At 69.3% G+C, this 18,112-nt stretch carries 18 protein-coding genes and 1 tRNA gene; 9 read left to right on the top strand and 10 right to left on the bottom strand.

Annotated elements, in window-relative coordinates; translation table 11 throughout:
- Positions 1 to 581 precede the first annotated feature (581 nt).
- From D0D28_RS29010 to D0D28_RS28980, 7 genes are all read right to left on the bottom strand, one after another.
- The gene (locus D0D28_RS29010; protein ID WP_094008745.1) at positions 582 to 938 is read right to left on the bottom strand and encodes a hypothetical protein; all 357 of its coding nucleotides are present in this window, start codon (positions 936 to 938) and stop codon (positions 582 to 584) included.
- Entirely contained in the window at positions 935 to 3,658 is a 2,724-nt protein-coding gene (locus D0D28_RS29005; protein WP_116114099.1) for an FtsK/SpoIIIE domain-containing protein, read from the bottom strand. Before D0D28_RS29005 ends, D0D28_RS29010 begins: the two co-directional genes overlap by 4 nt.
- A 7-nt stretch (positions 3,659 to 3,665) precedes the next feature.
- Positions 3,666 to 3,914, bottom strand: a complete 249-nt coding sequence (locus D0D28_RS29000; protein ID WP_094008747.1) for a hypothetical protein — start codon at positions 3,912 to 3,914, stop codon at positions 3,666 to 3,668.
- Complete coding sequence (locus tag D0D28_RS28995) at positions 3,915 to 4,175, bottom strand: hypothetical protein (RefSeq protein ID WP_017986316.1); 261 nt, start codon at positions 4,173 to 4,175, stop codon at positions 3,915 to 3,917.
- A gap of 201 nt (positions 4,176 to 4,376) precedes the next feature.
- Positions 4,377 to 4,463, bottom strand: a tRNA-Ser gene (locus D0D28_RS28990).
- A gap of 110 nt (positions 4,464 to 4,573) precedes the next feature.
- On the bottom strand, positions 4,574 to 5,323 hold the full coding sequence (locus tag D0D28_RS28985; RefSeq protein WP_116114096.1) for a lipase family alpha/beta hydrolase: 750 nt from the start codon (positions 5,321 to 5,323) through the stop codon (positions 4,574 to 4,576).
- 104 nt (positions 5,324 to 5,427) lie between these two features.
- Positions 5,428 to 6,807 carry a transcriptional regulator gene (locus tag D0D28_RS28980; protein WP_094008759.1) on the bottom strand — a complete coding sequence of 460 codons (1,380 nt, stop codon included), beginning with the start codon at positions 6,805 to 6,807 and terminating at the stop codon, positions 5,428 to 5,430.
- Between the two features lie 201 nt (positions 6,808 to 7,008).
- Here D0D28_RS28980 and D0D28_RS28975 point away from each other — a divergent pair, with 201 nt between their 5' ends.
- The 5 genes from D0D28_RS28975 (at position 7,009) to D0D28_RS28960 (ending at position 10,537) form a co-directional block, all read left to right on the top strand.
- Positions 7,009 to 8,067, top strand: coding sequence for a nucleotidyltransferase family protein (locus D0D28_RS28975; protein ID WP_094008760.1), 1,059 nt, complete (start codon positions 7,009 to 7,011; stop codon positions 8,065 to 8,067).
- Positions 8,067 to 8,270 carry a DUF5988 family protein gene (locus tag D0D28_RS28970; RefSeq protein WP_116114094.1) on the top strand — a complete coding sequence of 68 codons (204 nt, stop codon included), beginning with the start codon at positions 8,067 to 8,069 and terminating at the stop codon, positions 8,268 to 8,270. Before D0D28_RS28975 ends, D0D28_RS28970 begins: the two co-directional genes overlap by 1 nt.
- 2 nt (positions 8,271 to 8,272) lie before the next feature.
- The gene (locus D0D28_RS36335) at positions 8,273 to 8,596 is read left to right on the top strand and encodes an aldolase/citrate lyase family protein (protein ID WP_198958385.1); all 324 of its coding nucleotides are present in this window, start codon (positions 8,273 to 8,275) and stop codon (positions 8,594 to 8,596) included.
- 94 nt (positions 8,597 to 8,690) lie between these two features.
- Positions 8,691 to 9,092, top strand: a complete 402-nt coding sequence (locus D0D28_RS36330) for an aldolase/citrate lyase family protein (RefSeq protein ID WP_198958386.1) — start codon at positions 8,691 to 8,693, stop codon at positions 9,090 to 9,092.
- Between the two features lie 65 nt (positions 9,093 to 9,157).
- Positions 9,158 to 10,537 carry an MFS transporter gene (locus D0D28_RS28960; protein ID WP_162831225.1) on the top strand — a complete coding sequence of 460 codons (1,380 nt, stop codon included), beginning with the start codon at positions 9,158 to 9,160 and terminating at the stop codon, positions 10,535 to 10,537.
- Here the strand turns inward: D0D28_RS28960 and D0D28_RS28955 are convergent.
- The 3 genes from D0D28_RS28955 to D0D28_RS28945 form a co-directional block, all read right to left on the bottom strand.
- On the bottom strand, positions 10,490 to 11,713 hold the full coding sequence (locus tag D0D28_RS28955) for a CaiB/BaiF CoA transferase family protein (RefSeq protein WP_094008763.1): 1,224 nt from the start codon (positions 11,711 to 11,713) through the stop codon (positions 10,490 to 10,492). The two genes, D0D28_RS28960 and D0D28_RS28955, sit on opposite strands and share 48 nt — an antisense overlap.
- Before the next feature lie 25 nt (positions 11,714 to 11,738).
- The gene (locus D0D28_RS28950; RefSeq protein WP_240323402.1) at positions 11,739 to 12,926 is read right to left on the bottom strand and encodes an acetyl-CoA hydrolase/transferase family protein; all 1,188 of its coding nucleotides are present in this window, start codon (positions 12,924 to 12,926) and stop codon (positions 11,739 to 11,741) included.
- 79 nt (positions 12,927 to 13,005) lie between these two features.
- Entirely contained in the window at positions 13,006 to 14,247 is a 1,242-nt protein-coding gene (locus D0D28_RS28945; protein ID WP_116114088.1) for a phthiocerol/phthiodiolone dimycocerosyl transferase family protein, read from the bottom strand.
- A 297-nt stretch (positions 14,248 to 14,544) separates the two neighbouring features.
- On the opposite strand from D0D28_RS28945, the gene D0D28_RS28940 reads away from it, so the two are divergent.
- The 4 genes from D0D28_RS28940 to D0D28_RS28925 form a co-directional block, all read left to right on the top strand.
- Complete coding sequence (locus D0D28_RS28940) at positions 14,545 to 15,540, top strand: SDR family NAD(P)-dependent oxidoreductase (protein WP_240323398.1); 996 nt, start codon at positions 14,545 to 14,547, stop codon at positions 15,538 to 15,540.
- Positions 15,537 to 16,721 (top strand): DegT/DnrJ/EryC1/StrS family aminotransferase, encoded by a 1,185-nt coding sequence (locus D0D28_RS28935; RefSeq protein WP_094008767.1) that lies wholly within the window; start codon positions 15,537 to 15,539, stop codon positions 16,719 to 16,721. The genes D0D28_RS28940 and D0D28_RS28935 overlap by 4 nt, the downstream gene beginning before the upstream one ends.
- Positions 16,715 to 17,875, top strand: coding sequence for a UDP-N-acetylglucosamine 2-epimerase (neuC, locus tag D0D28_RS28930; RefSeq protein ID WP_094008768.1), 1,161 nt, complete (start codon positions 16,715 to 16,717; stop codon positions 17,873 to 17,875). The genes D0D28_RS28935 and neuC overlap by 7 nt, the downstream gene beginning before the upstream one ends.
- 6 nt (positions 17,876 to 17,881) lie before the next feature.
- Positions 17,882 to 18,112 (top strand): NAD-dependent epimerase/dehydratase family protein (locus tag D0D28_RS28925; RefSeq protein ID WP_115944876.1); only part of this gene is annotated, 231 nt, incomplete at its 3' end.

Below are 18,112 nucleotides of genomic sequence, written 5' to 3'. Positions count from 1 at the left end.
CCCGCCCGACGCCCACGCCGGACACACTGGAGCCCCAGAGCTGGCTCCGCCCAGCGAACTAGCGCCGCGCGCCCGAGCTCCCACACGCCCCGTGGCCGGCGTCGCGCGCGGTACCGAGCCGCACGACTGGCACCGACCCGCGCCCGCGGGTGGCGCACCGGCCACCGCTGTGGCACCGGGCATCCGCTGAGCGCCAGGCATCTGCTGGGTGCGTCGGCATCCGCTCGACTTGTGCCGCGCCAGCCCATCCAGCACTGCGCTGGTCGGCTAGTGCCCGCCGCCCGGCTGGTGCGGGGCTGCCCACCCAGCACCGCTCGCAGGGCTGATGCCCTCGCCGCTTGGCTGGCGCCGCACCCACTCGGTGCCCCCTCGCGCGGCTGCATCGTGCCCGCCTGGCTGGTGCCCCATGCGCGGCCGAAGCCGTGCCCCCCGGCTAGCGCCGCGCCCGCTCGGGTGGTGCTCCCTCGCGCGGCTGGCGCCGCGCCCGCCCGCTGAGGCTGGTGCCCCTCGCTGGGCCCAGTGCCACACGTGCCGCCCCGTCCAGCCGGCGCGCCCGGCCACCACCGCGCGCACCCAGCGAACTAGCGCCGCGCGCGCCAGCCCAGTGACAGCACCGCGTCCACCAGCTCCTGGTAGCTCTCCTTGACCTCGCGCAGGTACAGGTCCAGCCGCGCGGCGTAGGCGTGCGGTGCGGGCGCCGGGTCGGCGCCGACCTCCAGCCAGGGCAGCCGGCTGACGTTGTCCTGCGCCATCCGCCACCAGTGCTGCGCCCCCTGCGCCGTGCGGGCCTCGCGTTCCCTCGCCTCCGCCAGGGCGGCTTCCGCGGCCGCGATCTCGGCGTCCAGCTCCTCGGCCCGCCGCCGCTCCCACGCCCGCAGCTCCTCGGCCGCCTTCCCGGCGAGGCCGACGATCTGCTTGTACTCCATCGCCGCGTTCATGCCTGGTGCTCCGGCCGGTCGAAGGGGATCATCACCTCGGGTGAAACGTGCGTGCTGCGGTCGAAGAACAGCGCCCGCCCCGGCCGCGGCGACCAGTGCACGACCTGCCCGGCCGCGAACTGGCTCAGCTCCGCCCCCTGCACGTCCAGCGCGGCCCACGCCCCGATGTCGTCGGTGCCGGCGAACCCGAGCGTGTCCTTCAGCCGCGCCGTGCTGCGCCACCACCCGATCGTGTGCGTGCCCTTCCCGGGCCCCTGCTTGAGCACCACCCGGAAGTGGTCCAGCCCGCTCTTCAGCTGACCGGGCTGCTTCTGCTCCAGGATCGGCAGCGCCGCGTCGACGCCGTACAACAGCAGGATCCGCGCGTGCTCCGGCGGCTCCTCGGCGAGCTTGGCCATGTGCTCGCCCAGCTCGACGTCGCTCAGCCGCACCACGCGGTGCCCGTCCGCCTCCAGACCGTCGGCCAGCTCGCCGACCGCCGGCGCGCACCGGTCGACCAGGCACGCCACCAGGAACTCGACCTCGTGCGGCGGGTACTGCTTCGCGAGCGACCGGGCCGCGGCGTCCATGATGGACAGTGCCTCGGCGATCGCGGTACCCATGACCGCCAGGTTCCGGCCCGGCGCCCCGGTCAGCTCGACCGCGCACGCCGTGTCCGCCACATCGATCGACTGCCCCAGCAGCGCCCGCGGCGGCCCGCCCGCACTGCGCGGGTCGAACGCGGCCGAGTGCTCCAGCACCGGCGAGTGCGCGCCGTCGAACAGCCGCGGCCGCTGGTGCTCCTGGGCGTAGCGCTCCCACAGCTCCCGCTGCAGCGACGAGAAGATGTCCTTGCTGCTCGCGTCCGGCACGTGCGCGAGCTGGTTGCCGTGCGCGACACCGGAGTCGTGGTTGATCACCGCGTGCCACTTCGGCGCGGCGACGGCCGCGTTGTTGGTCTCGGCCAGCACGCGCCGCGCCTTGGGCATCGCGATCCGCAGCGTGCACTGCTCGAACACCGCCGGTTTGCCCCAGAACGCGTCGATGCCGGCGATGTCCTGGCTGGCCAGGATCAGGTGGATGCCCTGGGCGCGGCCGCGCCGCGCGATGTCCTCCAGCAGCGCCGTGGCCTGGTTCGTCACCCCGTCGCGGCCGGCGAACAGGTACTGGAACTCGTCGATCACCGCGACGATCCGCGGCCAGTGCCCGTCCGGGTCCTGGGCGCGCAGCCCGGCCAGGTCGGTGACCTCGTGCTCCTTGGCCGCGGCCGACCGGCGGCGCAGCTCGTCGGCGAGGAACCGCAGCAGCGCCAGCCCGAACTCGCGGTCGGTGTTGACGTTGACCCCGATCAGGCGCGCGTGCGGCAGCCAGCTCGCGTCGCGGCGGCCCGGCGCGAGCCCGGCGAAGGACACGCCCTCCTTGAAGTCCAGCAGGTACAGCGCGAGCTCGTCCGGCGGGTAACGCGCGGCGAGGCTGCCGAGCAGGGCGTAGAGGAAGTTGGTCTTGCCCGAGCCGCTCGGCCCGCCGATCAGCGCGTGCGGGCTCGCGTCGCCGATGACGACCTCGACCGGATCGCCCTCGAAGAACCCGACCGGCGCCCGCAGCTCGCGCGCGGAGTTCTCCTGGCCCAGCTCGGCCGGCAGCAGGTCGCGGAACGACCGCGGCCCGCCCTGCTTCTCCACGATCGCGTCGGCCAGCCTGCTCGCCGCGGCGCTGACCTCGGTCGACGGGATCGGCGGGTCCAGGTCGACGACCAGGTTGGGCCCGGTCATGCTGGTGGCCGCGTGGTGCTCGTCGAGCATGCGGATGTTCTCGAACGCGCCGCCCAGGATCGTCGGGATGTCGACGGTGATCAGCGAGATCCCGGCGGCCAGCGCGGCGCCGGCGATGCGCTTGAGTTCCCGCAGCGGCTCCGGCGCCCAGGTCTCGCCGTTGCCGAACAGCACGACGACCCGCCACGGCTCGACCCGCTGCCCGAGCTGGTCGCGCAGCCCGCGCAGCGACGTGTGGCCGGCCTGCATGGTGTGCGCGTGGATGCGGCGGATGTGCCCGGTCAGCTCGTCGAGCAGGACGCCGAGCTGGTCCGGGTCGTAGAGCGTGACCGCGGAGGTGCGGGACAGCGGGTAGAGGTTGGGCAGTACGGCGGTCAGCTGCGCGACGTCCCACAGGTGGATCCGCACCGAACCCAGCTCCATCGTGCTGAGCACGCGCAGCAGCAGGCTCTCGATGAGGGATTCGACGGCCGAGCGGCCGCGGACGGCCGTGGTGATCGCCAGGTGCGAGTCGTCCAGCAGCGGCACCATCACCGGGAACGGACCGGAATCGTCCATTGTGGACGCTCCGATGCGCCACAGCGGCGGCGGCTTCAGCGGCTCTCGCCCGGGGCGGCCGAGCCACGCGCTGGACGGCAGGCTCGCCGGCCCCGGCGCGACGCGGGCTACTAGGTCGCGCAGGCGCGCGGGCACGGTCGCCGCGTCCGTGTAGAACGCGGCGTGCTGGGCGTTGAGCTTGTCCCGGACCCCGGCCATCACCGGGCTGCGGAGCGCGGCGGTGAGGTTCTCGTCCCCGGCCGCGGCGTCGATGCCGACGCGCACGATCTGCTGTTCCAGCTGGAGCCGGGCCAGCTCGGTCTCGGCGATCTGGCGGCCGGCCTGCGCCGCGCCGAGCACCATGCCGAGCTTCTCGCGCATGGTGCCCAGGGCCGCCACGACCCGGCGTTTCTGCTCGTTGGCCTTCGGCATGGCGCGCCTACAGCCGGGCCAGGTAGGTGTTCACCAGATCGTCGGCGGCGCGCAGCCGGTCGGCGTCCTTGCCGAGCCGGTCGACCGCCGCCGCCAGCTCGGGCGGCACCCACGCGTCGGCCTGCTCATGGGCGTTCACGATCACTTCGCGTGCTTCGTCCAACAGTTCCACCGCACGGTTGGTGTGTTCGCTTGCCTCGGCCAGTTTCGCACGGAACGCGGCCAGCTGCGCCTGCAGCTCGGGGAGCGAGAACATCTAGAGGCGAGCGGCGTACGACTCGGCCGAGGACACCGCGGCCTGAATCGTGTTCTGCTGACCGCTGATGCCCTGCAGCGCCTCGGCGAGCATGCTGTTCGCCTGGGTCACCTCCGGCTGCGTGCTTCCCGAGGTGACCTGGCCCAGGATCTGCTGGGCCTCCTCGAGTGCCTGAGCGGCCTGCTGGAGGGCTGCGACGCTGGCGTTGCACTTCTCGTTCGCCATCGCGATCCCAGCGCGGATCTCTTCCACTCCGGCCATAGTGACGCGGGTTCTCCTCGAGCTAGCGGTTTGTACGGCCGCGTGTGCGGCCTGTCAACAAACTATCGGTAGAGCGGACCGGAGCATGAGCCTGGTCACTGGTGCATCCGGGTGAAGTGCGGGGCCGGTTCACACGGCCGGGTCAGCCCCGGGAACGCGAAACGCCGGGCCCCAGTGGGTGCCCGGCGTCCGGCTGAAGAGCGGAGGATACGGGATTCGAACCCGTGAGGGCTGTTACACCCAACACGATTTCCAATCGTGCGCCTTAGGCCGCTCGGCCAATCCTCCGCTGAGAAGGGTACAGCAGGCCCGCACGCGCTCCGCCGAGGCCCGGTTCTGGCAGGTGCGGGCCCGTGGACCCGCGCCCGGCCGGCGCCTCGTCTCCCCAGGTCGGACCGTCAGGCCGACCGGGTGAGCGTCTCCCCGTCGCCGGGAGCGGCGACGGGCCCGAACAGCGCGCAGATCTCCTCCACGACCTGGCGGTGCGCGGCGAGCGCCAGGTGACCGACCCCGGGCAGCACCACGTTGCGCACGTCGAGGTCCGGATGCTCGATCCGGCCGTGCCTGCTGGGCAGCACCAGCTCGTCGCCGTCGCTGGAGAACGTGACGAACTTCGTCGGGCAGCCCGGCGCGGGCCGGTTCAGCTCGGTCAGCAGGTCGCTGCCCGGGCGCAGCTGGCGGGCCAGCGGGATCGGCGAGAACAGCCAGGCCGCGACCGTGCCGCCGTGCGGCGTGCCGACGGTGACCACCGTGTCGACCCGCTCGTGCCCGCCGAGCCGCTGCACGTAGTACCGGGCGATGAGGCCGCCCAGGCTGTGGCCCACCAGGTCGAGCTTCGCCGCGCCGGTGACCTCGCACAGCTGCTCGATCTGCTCGGCCAGCCGCGCCGCCGCGGACCGCACGGCCCGCAGCAGCAGGCTGTAGCTGAACGAGACCACCGGCCCGGCGCCGCAGCGGTCCAGCGCGACCTTCAGGTCGGTGAAGATCGCGGTGTTGTCGGCCAGGCCGGGCAGCACCACCAGCGGGCGGCCCGGCACGCTCTCGCGGACGGGCTGGATCGCCCAGCGCCGCCCGATGCCCGCCGGGTACCGCAGCGCGTGCGTCACCACGCTCGCGATCTCACCCGCGACCGTCCGCAGAACCGCCATCACGCACCTCCACCGCGAGGTGGTCGTCCACTGGATGCGAGGTTAGCCGTGGGGACCGACATTTTCGTTTCGCCGCCCCGGTCTCGGTTTCGTTTCCGACCCGATCAGTGGAACAGCGCGAGCTTGCCGACGACGTCCCGCGCGGCCGCGAGGAGCGTGCGCACGGTGCCGAGGTAGGTCTTGGCCTCCGAGGGCAGGATGTGGCTGTCCCGGCTGGTCGGCGTGTCCAGTTCCTTCGCGCGCTGGCGGAGCAGCTCGATCTGCGAGAACTGGTGCCCGAACTGGGCCGCCACGACCGTCCCGACCACCTGCTCCGGCGCGGACAACGCGGGCCGCAGACCCTGCCGGGCGAGCAGGCCGGCGCCGATCAGCTGCGCGGACTTGGCCAGCAGCAGGAACGCCGAGTCCGGCGAGACCTCCGCGAGCCGCTCGGCCGAGGAGATGTGCTTGGCCGCGAGGTCCAGGAACGGCTGCCCGTTGCCGGCCGGCCCGCCGACCAGGTCGAGGTGACCCGCGCGCACCAGCTGCATCACGACGTCGTGCCCGGTGAGCCCGACACCCGAGGTCAGCGGGGCCTGCCGGGGCGGGATCGGGGCGATCTCGACGACCGGGTGCCCGGGCCGCTGCCGCGGGATCTGCAGGCCGTCCAGACCACGTTCCGGCGCGGCGAGCGAGAAGCTCACCGGACGCTTGAGCCGCTGCTCGGCGCGCCGCGCGGCGATGTGCAGGGCCTGCTCGTCGGCCGGGACGCCGGGCTGGAGGGAGACCAGCAGTTCGATGCTCTCCGGCGCGGGTCCGGGAATGCCGGCGAACCGGTCGGCCCACACGCCGCCGACCAGGATGCGCACCACGCCCCGCACGCAGCCGAACTCCTCGCCGATGATCTGCGGGACGCCGTAGGTGAGGCGCAGCAGTTCGGCCAGCGGGCGCGCGAGCGGCCCGTCCCCGGACGCGCGCATCAGCCGGATCGTGCCCTCGCGGCGGCTGGTCAGGATGCCGGCCTTCTCCAGGAGCTTGTTCTCCTTGTCCACGGAGGCCAGCGAGCTGCCGGAGTGCTCGGCCAGCTCGGTGAGGCTGAACGAGCGGTCGGGGTTGAGCAGCGTCGCGGCGAGGATGCCGGCCTGGACACGCGACCGGAAGACCGGGAGGAGGGCCGGGGTGCCCTGCGCGCGGCGGGCCGGACCGGGCGTGGCGGGCGCGTTGTCGGTGACGACGGCGTGCCCGAGCCGATTGCGTCTGCGAGCCGCCGCGGCCGCCTGGTCGAGCCGCTCCTGGGGCACCTCCAGGACGACGGACAGCCATCTTCTCGTGCCCAGCCTCGGGATCTGGTGCCCACGTTCCCACCGGGCGACCAGATCACGCGTGACGGTCGGCCGCCCCGACACGGTCGCCAGTTCGCGCGCCAGGGTGTACTGACTCAGCTTCCGCTCCCGCCGAGCGGCCCGGATGAGGTGCGAGATGGGCTGGTTCAGGTCCACTTCCATGATCCTCAGAACTCCCTGCTTCCGCCGAATGGAGCCACGACCGTAGTCCCGCTCCTGGCCCCCGCACCGTACGTTTCGCGCACGCTTTCATCTGTTTTGCGCCCCCGGCCCCCGCGGAGGCCCCCTGGGTGAACTCGTCCCCTGGCTGTGACCTTTTGACCTGGGAAACCCTGGATCGCGTCCCCCTCGGTCGAGTCAACGATGAACGGACGAACGATGTGCTTGTCGAACCTGTTGCTTTGTTCGAACGCCTCAATTCGCGACGCGTTCACCGTAGTCGACATGAACGATCTGAGCGATGTTTTCGTGGTGGATGACGACAACCGGTTGGTCGGTGCGGTTTCCGAGCAGGACCTGCGCCGCGGGCTCCTGAACGGGGTGTCGCTGGACGACCCGATCGCACCCCTGGTCCGCCCCTGGCGTGCGACGGCGAGCCAGGCCGCCGACCGGGCGGCGGTCCTGGATCTCATGCGTGCGCTGGGAGTTCGCAACATCCCGGTGGTCGACTCCGGCAACCGGGTGGTCGGCCTGCACGTCGAGCGGCGGATCATCGGGGTGCCGAAACTGCCGAACTGGGCCGTGATCATGGCGGGCGGCAGGGGAACGCGATTGGCGCCCCTGACCGATACGATTCCCAAACCGATGCTGACCGTCGCCGGCCGTCCCATTCTGGAACGGCTGGTCCTGCATCTCGTCGGTTCCGGGGTGGAAAAGATATTCCTCTCGGTGAACTACCTGGCGAACGTCATAGAGAAGCATTTCGGCGACGGCGGGCACCTCGGGTGCAGCATCGAGTACCTGCGCGAGGACCCCGACCTGCCGCTGGGGACCGGTGGCGCGCTGCGGCTGCTCGGCGACCTCGGTTACCGGGCCGAGCACCCGCTGCTGGTCATGAACGGCGACCTGGTCACCAACTTCTCGGTCGGCAAGCTCCTCGAGACGCACCGGCGGGAGCAGGCCCTCGCGACGATCGCCACGAGCAGGTACCGCCACGAGGTGCCGTTCGGTGTGCTGAAGTCCGATCGGAACCGGCTCACGCAGATCGTCGAGAAGCCGACGCAGGAATGGCCGGTGAACGCCGGCATCTACACGCTGGACCCGGTCCTGCTCGACCGCATCCCGGCGGATCAGGAGTTCCCCATCACGAACCTGTTCGAAGACTGCCTGCGCCGCGGCGAAAAGGTGGCGCTGTGGCCCCTCAGCGACGACTGGCAGGACATCGGCAGGCCCAACGAACTGGCACAGGCAAGGGGGCAGTGATGTCCGACGCGCTCAAGATCCAGGTCCGGCTCACCGGCGGACCCGCCGGGATACCGCCCGTGCTGGAGATCGACCCGTCGCTGCTGCCGGACGGGTGCCTCAAGATCCGGTTCGCCGCCGGGTACGAGCACTTCCGACTGGTCGAGCAGGCCGACGGCGCGCCCGTGTTCGCCTGGTCGGACCGGACCCGTATCGCGGAGTGACCATGCCGTTCCACGAGAGTGTGATCGACGCCCGAACGATGCTGTTCGTGCCGGGTGATCGGCCGGACCGGTTCTCGAGAGCTGTGGACTGCGACCCTGACCTCGTTGTCCTCGATCTCGAGGATGCGGTTGTTCCGGCCGACAAGCGCAGAGCGCGGGAGAACGTCCGCGCCTGGCGGAACAGTGGCGGCAGCGGCATCGTCCGCATCAACGACGACACGACGGACTGGTGGCAGCGCGACCTGTCCATGCTCGCCGGGCGGGTCTGCGGAGCATCGTGCCGAAGGTCACCCGCCCCGAACAGGTGCGGCAGGTGGTCGACGTGATGCCTGCCGGGGCGTGCGTGCTGCCCCTGATCGAGATGGCGTCCGGAGTCATCGACGCGCCCGCGATCTGCGGGGTCGCGGGCGTGACACGGCGGTGTTCGGCAACGCCGACCTCGGCCGGGAGCTCGGAGTGAACCACGCCGACCGCGACGCCATGTTCTTCGCCCGTGCCCAGGTGGTCATGGCGTCGCGAGCGGCCGGCATCGCCCCGCCGGTCGACGGGGCGACCACCGCGATCGAAGACATGGACCTGGTCCGCGCAGACGCCGAACACGCTGCACGGCTCGGGTTCACCGGCAAGCTCTGCCTGCACCCGCGCCAAGTCAAGCTGGTCGCCGATGCGTTCGGGCCTTCCGAAGAGGAGGTTCTGTGGGTGCGGAGCGTCGTCGCCGCGTCGGTCAGCGGCTCGATGACCGCGGTCAGTGGCGAGGCGATCGTCGCGGGAGCACGGCGGATTCTCGGCTGGATCGAGCGGGGGCGGGTCTCGGAGGCATGAGCGCGGCGCCTGCGACCGACGGGTCTGTCCTCGCCCGGACGGCGAGGACGAAGGTGGTCACTGCGGTGTGCCTCGCGCAGTTCGCCGTTGTCCTGGACTCGTTCGTCGGGTTCGTCGCACTGCCCTCGATACAGCAGGACCTGGGGTTCTCCGCGGCCGGGGTGACCTGGGTGATCAACTCCTACATCCTGGTCTTCGGCGGATTCCTGGTCTTCGGAGGTCGCTGCGCGGATGTCGTCGGGCAACGGATCACGTTCCTTTCCGGCGCGTGGATCTTCGCCGTCACCTCGGTGGTGTGCGGGCTGTCGGCCACACAGCTGATGCTGGTCTTGGCCCGGTTCGCGCAAGGGCTGGGCGCGGCGATCATGGCGCCCGCCGCGCTGGCGATCCTGGTCCGGGTCTTCCCGGACGGGCCGGAACGCCGTCGTGCTCTCACACTGTGGGGAATCGTGAGCGGTTGCGGCGCGACGACGGGCCTTGTCGCGGGAGGGGTGTTGGTCGACCTGTTCTCCTGGGCGGCCATCTTCTTCGTCAACGTCCCGGTGTGCGTTGCCATCGTCGTACTCGCCCAGCGGGCCGTACCACCGTTCCGGCTGGACCGCACGGGACGGTTCGACATCTGGGGATCCGTCACCGTGACCGGCGCTCTGATGTCGATCGTGTACGCGGTGATCAACGTCGAAAGCGACGGCTGGTCCGCCGTACCGACACTCGGCGCCTTCGCGCTCGCCATTCTGCTCGCGGGTTCGTTCGTCGTCATCGAGCACCGCCACCCGAACCCGATGATCGAGTTGAGGTTGTTCCGGATCCGGTCCCTGACCGTCGCCAACCTGACGCTCTTCTTGTTGTGCGGTGCTCCTGCTTGCGGCATCTACGTCGCGACGCTCTACCTGCAGAACGTCCTGCTCTACTCGGCAGCGGGCACCGGGCTGGTCTTCATGCCCGCATCGTTCGCCGTGTTCTTCGGATCCCTCGCCGCGCAGCGATTCATACCGTTGGTCGGGATGCGGTGGATCGTCGCCGGTTCTGCGGTGATCGCGGCTGCGGGGTCGGCGATGCTGGGAGCCGCGGGTGGTAGTTCGACCGGCTCGGGTGCGCTGGTTGTCTCCTGTGCGGTGTTCGTGCTGTACCTCGGCGCCTCGTGCGTCAGCATCGCGCTGAGGGTTCTCGCGACCACCGGGCTGGCGGCAGGCGATGTCGGTGCCGCCTCCGGTATGATCAACACCGCGCAGCAAGTGGGGGCGGCGTTCTGGCTTGCTGTCTTCTCCTCGGTCGCGACGCATCGCATCGGAGAGGCTGCGGGAGAACCGATCGTGCTGTCCGCCGGTACTTATCAGCTGGTCGCCTGGGCGGGCGCGGGCTTGGCCGTGCTGTCGGCCGCGGTCGCCGCGGCCGCGCTACCCGCACGTCTCGGCACCGTGGGTGCCCCGCGCGATCACGCCTGAGGCCGCAAGCCGGTCGACGTCCGGTCTCGAGTAGCCCAGCTCCCGGAGCACGGCCTCGGTGTCGGCGCCGATGGCACCGCGGGCGGCATTGCGCACCGAGCCAGGGTTCTGTGGAACCTTCGGGAACGGACCCTGCATGCGGATCCGACCGAGGTCATCGTCGTCGATCTCGACAATGCTTCCGCGGGCCAGGAAATGTTCGTCCTGCAGTATGTCCGACGCATCGTAAACCGGCGCGACGGCGACGTCCGCCTCTCGCATCCGCTCGAGCACCTCAGCGCGGCTGTGACTGCCAACCCATCCGCTGATCAGGCCATCGAGCGCAACCCGGTTCTCGATCCGGTCGGCGTTGGTCGCGAAACGCGGGTCGCGCATCGCTTTCTCACCACCGACCAGACGCAACAGCCGTCCGGCCACGGACTGGGCGGCCCCGGACAGGGCGATCCACTGCCCATCCGCGGTCCGGTACGTGTTGCGTGGCGCGATCTGCGGGACGGCGTTGCCCATCCGCGGCTGGAGCGTTCCGAGCTGGTCGAACTCCAGGATGTGGCTACCCACCACCGACATCAGCGGTTCGTAGAGCGCGGTGTCGATCTGCACGCCGACGCCCGTGCGTTCGCGGTCCCACAGCGCCGCAGTCACGGCAAATGCCGCCGCGATACCAGCGACGCCGTCGGCGAGCCCGAACGGGGGAAGTACGGGATCGGTGTCAGGTGGCCCGGTCATCGCTGCGAACCCGCTGACGGACTCGGCGAGTGTGCCGAAGCCGGGCAGCCGGCTGTAGGGGCCCGTCTGCCCGAATCCGGTCACTTCCGCCAGCACGAGCCGGGGGTTGAGACGGTGCAGTGTGGGCCAGCCGAGGCCCCATGCGGCGAGTCGTCCTGGCCGGAAGTTCGAGATCAGCACGTCCGCGTCGGCGACGAGGCGCCGGACCACCTCCTGGCCGTCGGCCTGGTGCAAGTCCACCGCGACGAGCCGCTTGTTGCGATTGACCATCTTGAAGAACAACGGCTGGTCGTCCTTCATGCGGCCCCAGTGGTGCAGATCGTCCCCACGCGGGTGTTCGACCTTGACGACGTCCGCACCGTGATCCCCGAGCATCATGGCAGCGAACGGACCGGCGAAAAGTGTCGACAGGTCGGCCACGTGGCAGCCGCCCAGCAATCCCTCTGGCATCGCTCCTCCAGACCACGACCGGCCTCTAGTTCCGGTCGTGCCAGGCCTTCGACAGCGCCTCCCGGTCATCGGGGTGCGCTATCGATATCAGGCGCCTCGCACGCTCGGACAGCGACGCGTGTGCCAGATCCACCGCGCCCCATTCGGTGACGACCCAGTTCGCGTCGCTGCGCGGGACCGTGACCACACCACCGGCCAACGCGGAGACGATCCGGGAACGCCCACGAGAGGTTCGGGAGTGGATCGCGAAGATCGAGCGTCCGCCGTCCGATGCCCGCGCCCCCCTGACGAAGTCGAGCAGGCCACCGACCGCGCCGACGTACCCCTCGGGCACGTACTCCGCGTTCACCTGACCGCTCAGGTCGATCTCGACCGCCGTGTTGATGGCGACCATGCTCGGTTGTCCGGCCAATGCGGTGAAGTGCAGCGTCTCACGTGACGGCCGAAGTCGTAGAGGGTACGGATCGAGGCGCTGCGGTTGGTCGAACGCCAGGATGCTGCCGGCGCTGTAGCCGGTGTCGACCGGCTTGAAGGCGTTCGTCACCGCGCCGGATCCGATGAGGCCGAGCATGGGTCTCGTGATCATTCCGGTGTGGATGCCGAGATCGCGGTGGCCGGCCAGGGCTTCCAGAACACACGACGGCAGGGCACCGATCCCGACTTCGAGAGTCGCCCGGTCGGGAACGAGTTCCGCGACGTGCGCCGCGATCTTCCGATCGACCTCGTCCGAGACCGCGACCGGGGCCGGGCAGACGGGGCGGTCGGTGTGCACCACCGCGTCCAGTTCGTCCGGGCGAATCGTGCTGGCGCCCGGCAGCACGGGGGCGTTCGTGTTGACTTCGGCGATGACCACCCGGGCTCTCGACACGAGGTCGCGCGTGTAGGTGTGGTCGAAACCGGCGCTGTAGTTGCCATCGCGGTCGGGGCCAGCCAGCTGGACGAAGGCGACGTCGACCGGGAAGCGACCGTCGTGGAGGTCGTTGCAGAACTGGCCCAGCTGCATGGGGTGGACTTCCAGCACGCCCTGGCGCGACAGTCGCGAGTTCGCGCCGAGACCGCCGAGACCCTCGTAGTGGAAGACGTCGCAGTATTCTTGCCGCATTGTGTTGCTGAAGGACAGTGCCAAGAAGACGTCGATCTGCCCGAAGGCGCGGCGCTGGTCGATCAGTTGTTCCAGGAGGGTGAGTGGTTCGGCGTTGCCCTGGGACCACATCACGCGATCACCTTCGCGGATCCACCTCCTCAGGTCGAGACGTTCGACTGTCCGATCCGGGTAAGAGGCACTCATCGGCTCAGCGCTCATCAGGACGCTCGCGCGTGATGGCGTCGAGCTCAGCGCTGATCGCACCGATGTAGCGATCCGCGGCGGCGCGCGAGTGCAGATCCGGTCGGTAGACGCACTGGATCGTGAGCCGCCCCGCGTAGGTGTACGTGACGTAGCACGGATAGGGAGCCATGACGCGGTGGGTGAAGACCTGGAAATCGGTGACGCGCAGCCCGGGCGGGCAGGAGAACTCCGGCAGGCGTCCGAGGTTGCTCAGGCTGACGCTGTCCAGGTAGTTGCTCGATCCGAGGTTCTCGACCTCGTCCTGCCGGAAGGAGTCGGTGAGGAAACTGCGGTGTATGTCCTGGTCGGCGATCGAACCGTCCAGCTGCTGCTTGACCTTGTGAGCGATCCCGGCGATGGCGTCGTCGACGCCGACCTTCACGGGTGCCGTGTGAATTCCCACGAAGTTGGTCGTCTCCGGTGGCGTCACGACGGGTGAAACCCGCGGCCGCAGGTGTACCGGCGCCCAGCAGACCATCTCCGAGGTGGGCAACGCCTCGCCCCGATCTCGGCGATGGCAGCGCAGGATCACGCCGCAGAGGAACGCGTGCACGGACGTGCCGGCCTTCTTTGCTGCGGTCCGGAGTGCGGCGCTCTGCTGCTCGGTCAGGGTGATGTAGTGGCGCAGTGCTTCGTGCTTGGTGAAGGAGGGAGCTTCCGCCGGGGTCGGGACGTTGCCCGGCGCATCGACGCCCAGGCGCCCAGCGAGAACCACCGAAGGTGGCGATGGCAGATCACGGGAAACAGCCGACTCGACGTGCCCGCCGGCGGACAGGTTCTGGTAGATGTCGAGGAACTCGCGCAGGAGCGCGAGTTTGACCTGCCCGTCCGCGATCGCGTGATCGGTGTGCATCAGGACGATTCCGCTGGAACTGCCCGCGAACACCGTGAGCTTCGCGACTGCCTCCGCGACGTTCCAGGGCATCGCCGTTTTGCAGAGGTCCTCCAGTGTGAACCGCTCGAGCTCGTCGTCCGAGAGGCCGGAGTGCCAGATGGATTCCGGCGCGCGGTCGTCGTCGGGCAGGTACAGCTCGAAACCCTGCTCGGTCTCTCTGATCCGCGCGCGAAGGGCCGCGCGGCGGTGGCACAGGATCCGGAACGACTCGGTGAGCGTCTTCTTCCCGAGCTCTCCCGAGTAGCGCAGGACGAGTGCGGAGGGCATGTCCATTGCCTGGTACTCGATGGTGTCGAGATAGCGCGAGTGCATGTGCGGCCGGCTCCTTGTCGCGTACTCGGTTCGCGTGGCAGGGCGTTGGCAGTCCAGACGCGGATCTCCGAAGCCTCCTTCTCCCCGGGCAAGCGGGGCAAGGGCTGACTTACACCTGTACCACGTTGGTTTCGCTGAATGAAACAGTAAGTTGATTATCGCGCGAGCGTGTGTGGCTGTCAACGCGTAGCCGCCCGCAACCAGCTGAACTCGCCGTCTGGGCCGCTATGGGCGCGTGGCATAGACAAGTGCCGTGGAACATTTCCGAACTGACGCTGGTCAGGTCAGGTGTTGCCGGTGAGTGCGCTGACGGGGGCGCGTGTGCTCGTGACAGGCGCTGACGGTTTCATCGGTAGCCATCTCGTCGAGAAGCTCGTCGAAGAGGGGGCAGAGGTTTGCGGGCTGTGCGTCTACAACTCCAACGGCTCCTACGGCTGGCTGGACGAACTGGATGCCCGACGTCCGCCGAACCTGGACCTCAGACTGGGCGACATCCGCGACACCCGGTGCGTTCGTGAGCTGGTCGAGGCCGCCGACGTGGTCTTCCACCTCGCGGCGCTGATCGCCATTCCGTACAGCTACCAAGCGCCGGCCTCGTTCGTGAGCACGAACGTGGGTGGCACGCTCAACGTACTCGAGGCGGCTCGCGACTCGCCCGGAACGCGCGTCGTCAACACGTCGACGAGCGAGGTTTATGGCACCCCGGAGGACGTGCCGATCCGGGAGAGCCACCGGCTGCAGGCCTTTTCACCCTACGCCGCTACCAAGATCGCCGCCGACCAGCTGTGCGAGTCCTACGCGCGCTCCTTCGGAGTGGATGTCGTCACTTTGCGGCCATTCAACACGTTCGGACCCAGACAGTCGCTGAGAGCGGTCATCCCGACGATTCTCGGCCAGCTGCTCGCCGGCCGCGAGACCGTGAAGCTCGGGAGTGTGTGGCCGAAGCGGGACTTCACCTTCGTGTCCGACACGGTCGACGGGTTCCTGCGGATGGCGACTTCGGGTGTGCCGCCGGGCTCGGTGGTGCAGCTTGGCACCGGGTCGTGCGTGTCCGTGGGCGAGCTCTTCGATCTCTGCTGCGATGTCGTGGGCGCGTCGGCGAAGATCGAGTCGGAATCCCTCCGGGTTCGACCTGATGCCGGTGAGGTCGAGGTGCTGTTGTCGGACCCGGCTCGGGCCTGGGACGTGATCGGGTGGAAACCCGAGAGGGAGCTGGCCGAGGGGCTTGCGATCACGGCGGACTGGCTCAGGCCACGGGTGGACGGCCAACGGGCTGCGAGGTACCACCGGTGAGCGCGAGCCGGATCGTGTTGTCGGAGCCTATGCTCGCGGGGAACGAGCTGGCCTACCTGCGGGAATGCGTCGAAAGCAACTTCGTGTCATCGGCCGGTCCCTTCGTCGGCCGGTTCGAGGACGAGTTCGCGAAGAAGACCGGGGTGAGATCCGCGGTGGCGTGCTCCAGTGGAACAGCGGCGTTGCACGTGGCGATGCGACTGGTAGGTGCGGCAAGCGGTGAACTGGTCGCGGTCTCCGACTTCACGTTCATCGCATCGGCCAACGCCGCAAGTTACACGGGCGCCGACCTCCTGCTCGTCGACAGCGAACCGCAGACCTGGAACATGGACACGGAGCGGCTGTACGACGACGTCCTGCGTCGAGCACGGCTCGGCCGACGGATTCCGAGTGTCGTCGAAGTGGTGCACGTCCTCGGCCATCCCGCGGACATTGAACCGGTTCTCGAGCTGCGGCAGCGTTTCGGTGTTCGTATCGTCGAGGACGCCGCGGAGGCTCACGGTTCCCGTTGGCGCTCCGGAGCGGTCAACGGCAGGCAGGTGGGCACCGTGGGGGATTTCGGTTGTTTCTCCTTCAACGGGAACAAGCTCATCACCTCCGGCAGCGGCGGAATGATCGTGAGCAACGATCCGGCTGCCGTGGCCAGGGCCCGGCACCTGGTGAACCAGGCCAAGTCGGGCGACGACGGCTACGAGCACGACGAGGTCGGCTACAACTACCGGATGAGCAACCTCGCCGCGGCGGTCGGTCTCGCTCAATTGGAGCAGCTCGAAACCTTCCTGCTGCACAAGCGAAAGATGGCCGACCGTTACGACCGCCTCCTGGCTTCAGCCCCGGTCGTGCGTCCACCGCGCGCGGAGTGGGCGGTTCCGTCGCACTGGCTCTACTCGATCCTGCTTCGTGGTGAGGACGTTTCCGTTTCCGGCATCGTGCGAGGTATGCAGGCGCGGGGTATCCAGGCCCGCAGGTTGTGGCCACCCCTGCACCGGCAGCGGCCGTACCTGTCGTGCCAACGGCTGGGCGGATCCGTGGCGGACGGAATCTATCGCGCCGGTCTCTCCCTGCCCAGTTCGGTGGGCATCACCGGCGGGCAACAAGGTGCGGTGGTGTCGGGGCTCTGCAGTCTCCTCGCCCGCCACGCCGGCGGGCGAGGCTCACGTGAGGCGGAGGTCCAGTGCTGACGGCCGGCGAGGTCAAGATGTGTGTCTTCACCGGTTCGCGTGCCGACTACGGTCCACTGGTCCCGGTCATCCGCCGGCTGGCCCGCGATCCCGAGGTCGATCTCCGGATCCTCGTCAGCGGCGGTCACTTGCTTCGCGAGCAGGGAAACACCGTTGACGCCATCGAAGGGGACGGGTTAACCGTCGCCGAACGCATCGAGGTGGTGCTCGCGGGTGACAGCCCGGTCGCCGTCGCGAAATCGATCGGCCTCGGAGTCCTCGGATACGCCGATGCCTTTGCTCGGATTGCCCCCGACGTCCTGTGCGTCCTGGGTGATCGCTACGAGGCGTTGGCCGCGGCTCTCGCTGCTCTACCGAGGAACGTCCTGATCGTGCACTTCGGCGGGGGGCAGCTGACCCTGGGGTCCGCCGACGACCGCATCCGGCATGCGCTGTCGCAACTGGCTCATCTCCATTTCGTGTTCGCCGAGGAGGACCGTGTGCGACTCCTCGGAATGGGTATCGACGAGGGGACGGTGCACAACGCGGGTCGCATCAACATCGACGCCGAGCTGACCGCACATCTGCCGGATCGGCGAGCGGTGGAGCGCAGGTTGGGTGTGCGGTTGCGGGCGCCGAGCTTCGCAGTGACTTTCCACCCTGTGACGGAGAAGCCTGAAGAGACCTCCCGCGCGTTGGCTGCGCTTCTGTCCGTACTGAGGACATACGACCACGGCACGGTCGTGTTCACCGCTCCGAACGTGGACCACGGAAGTCACGCCATCACCGAGGCGGTGGCGCGGTTCGTCGCGAACCACCCGGACTTAGCGACCTTCGTTCCGTCACTCGGTCAGCACGGCTACCTCGGCTTGATCCGGCATTGCGATGTGGTGATCGGGAACTCATCGAGCGGCCTCCTCGAGGCGCCTGTCGTGGGAACGCCGACGGTCAACATCGGTTCGCGGCAGGACGGTCGCCCCAGAGCGGCTTCGGTGTTCGACTGCGCCGGCACACCGGGTGGTATCCGGGCGGCGATCGAATCGGCGCTGGCGCATGGAACCCGCCACGACCACCAGGGCGTCGCTGTCCCGACCGGGGAGGACATCGACAGATCGGTTATCGAAGTCATCAAGCGGGCATGGCGGGAGCGCTGTTCCGCGACCAAGGAGGAATGACAACAGATGGCGCTGATTTGTGTGACGGGAGCCACCGGCCGGGTCGGTTCGACACTTGTCCCGGCGCTTCAGCGAGCCGGGCACGACGTGCGCTGCGTCGTGAGGTCTCGCGAGTGTTTTTCGGTGTCGGGTGTGGAGGTGGTGGAGGCGTCGTTGACCGATGCGGCGGCGTTGGCGCGGGCGGTGTCGGGTGTGGATGTGGTGGTGCATCTGGCGGCGCAGATGGTGCTGGGTGAG

The organism is Amycolatopsis ruanii, assembly GCF_003385175.1.
Taxonomy (GTDB): Bacteria; Actinomycetota; Actinomycetes; order Mycobacteriales; family Pseudonocardiaceae; genus Amycolatopsis_E; species Amycolatopsis_E thermalba.
Note: the sequence above shows the minus strand (reverse complement) of the source record. Positions and strands in the feature narration are given on the sequence as shown.